Genomic DNA, 1,979 nt, shown 5'->3' on the forward strand with positions numbered 1-1,979 from the left:
TCCAGCCGTCCGGCCAGCATGGCCGCCTGGATGGCGACCGCGGCGACGGTCAGCAGGTCGTTCCGGGCGAGGGCGGCATCCTGCGGGTACCAGAGCCGGGCCGCCAGGATGACCGCCAGCATCGCCCCGCCGAACACGCACGCCCAGGCCTGCTTGAGCCCGAAGACCAGGAACTCGACCAGCCAGCCGGCCGGCCCGCGTCGGGGCAGCCGGGCCAGCACGGCACGGAAGCGGGCGTCGACCGCACGTTCCGTCGTGGTCAGGCCGCTCGGTCCGGGCGCAGGAGGCATCGGGGCGACGCTACCGGGTGCCGGCCCGGCCGGTGCCGCCGGTCAGGGGGAGGTCGAGAGCGCGCCGATCAGGCCGAGACCACCGCAGCAGAGCAGCAGCACCACCGGCAGGATGACGAGCACCAGGCTGTAGTTCGACCACATGCCGAACTTCGTCACGTCGGTGCCCTGCCCGTCGTGGACCCGGTTGCGCCAACCGCCGAAGCGGAATGACAGCGGGTAGACCAGTCCGGGCTGGACGGTGAGCGCGGTGGTGACGATCGGGATGCCCATGAAGTCCGTGTAGCGGATGTCGTGCGCCCCGGCCGGCACGGCCACGTACCAGGTGCCCTCGCCGGGGATCGACACCAACCGGCCGTCGACCTTGAAACGGCTGGTGGCCGGGACGGGCACCAGGTACGGACCACGGTTGACCGAGACGGCCAGCACCGCGTGCCCGGGCGGCGGGGGGATCGGCTGGGGGTAGGCGATCAGCGGCGTGACGGGGCCGGGCGCGGACGGGTACGACGGCTGAGGGGGGTACGACATCGCCACATCCTGGCACGACCCTCGGACGCGGTGCGCGCGGGCGGCCTGCCGCCGGCCTGACGGGACGGCACCCGCCCACGCGCAGGACGATCCGGCTCGGGTTGAACCGTCGGCACCCCGGTTCGTATAAGGGGGCCGGGACGGGAGGATGTCGGTGGGACCGAGGGTGTGGAAAGCGATGGTGGCGATGCGGCGGGCCTTTGTCACGGTGCTGCTGGCCGGGATCGCGCTGCTCGTGGCGGCACAGCCGGCACAGGCGGCGCAGCCGGCGGGCGTGGCGCGACCGGCGGGTGCGGTACGGCCGGTCAGCGCGGTGCCGGCCGAAACCGGTAGGTACTACGTGGTCGGGCCACCCGTCGACGGGCAACGGGAGTACCTCTACGCCATCGCGCTGCGTACCCTCGGTAACGGCAACCGGTTCCGGGAGATCGTCGACCTCAACGTCGGCCGGGTCCAGCCCGACGGCGAGACGTTCACCGACGGGGTGGTCCTACGCCCCGGCTGGCGGCTCGTGCTGCCCAGGGACGCGCAGGGCCAGGGGGTACGGATCGGCCGGCTGCCGCAACTGGGCCCACGGTCACCGGCTCCGGCCAGCCCGAGTCCGCGCGCCACGACCCCGTCCCGCCCCGGTTCGACCCCGCGCACGGTGGCCCCGTCCTCCGCGGCGGCCTCCCGTCCGGCGCGGACGGCCGCCGCGACCACCCGGGCCGTCGCCCGGCCGCCGGAGGCTCCGCAGGCGGGCGGCGGGCTGGACCCGCTGCTGATCCGGGTCGGTGCGGGGCTGCTGGCGGTCTTCTTCGCCGCCGTGGCCGTACTGCTGCTGCGTCGTGGCGGGCCCCGCCGGCTGGTGCTGGATGACGACGGGCCGTGGCCGCCGCAGCGGCACCACACCCCGACCCCCGCCGAACTGGCCACCGTGCCGGTGCCCGGCGAGGTGGACACCGCACCGCCCCCGGTCACCCGCCGGCCGCCCGCAGCGTCGACGCCGACGGCACCGCCGTCGCCCCCGCCGGCTCCGCCGATCACCCGGCCGGTCACGGCACCGGCCCGGCGACCGGCCCCGCCGGCGGTCACCCCGCCGATCCTGCCCCCGCCGCCGTCGGTGGTCCTGCCGGCACCGCGTACCGCCGCCCCGCCGGCGTGGGCCCCCGGGGCGGGCCC

2 protein-coding genes and 1 pseudogene are annotated in these 1,979 nt (G+C 76.0%); 1 reads left to right on the top strand and 2 read right to left on the bottom strand.

Annotation, left to right across the window (positions count from 1 at the left end; all coding sequences use genetic code 11):
- Both ACOJTC_RS11760 and ACOJTC_RS11765 read right to left on the bottom strand, forming a co-directional pair.
- Positions 1-290 (bottom strand): DUF817 family protein (locus ACOJTC_RS11760; protein ID WP_420116872.1); only part of this gene is annotated, 290 nt, incomplete at its 3' end.
- Positions 291-332: 42 nt separating this feature from the next.
- A complete protein-coding gene (locus ACOJTC_RS11765) occupies positions 333-818 on the bottom strand; it encodes a hypothetical protein (RefSeq protein ID WP_420116873.1) in 486 nt (161 codons plus the stop codon).
- A 340-nt stretch (positions 819-1,158) separates the two neighbouring features.
- On the opposite strand from ACOJTC_RS11765, the pseudogene ACOJTC_RS11770 reads away from it, so the two are divergent.
- Positions 1,159-1,979, top strand: a pseudogene (locus ACOJTC_RS11770) (hypothetical protein); the annotation flags it as partial.

This window comes from Micromonospora sp., from assembly GCF_048594385.1.
In the GTDB taxonomy this organism is placed as follows: Bacteria; Actinomycetota; Actinomycetes; order Mycobacteriales; family Micromonosporaceae; genus Micromonospora; species Micromonospora wenchangensis.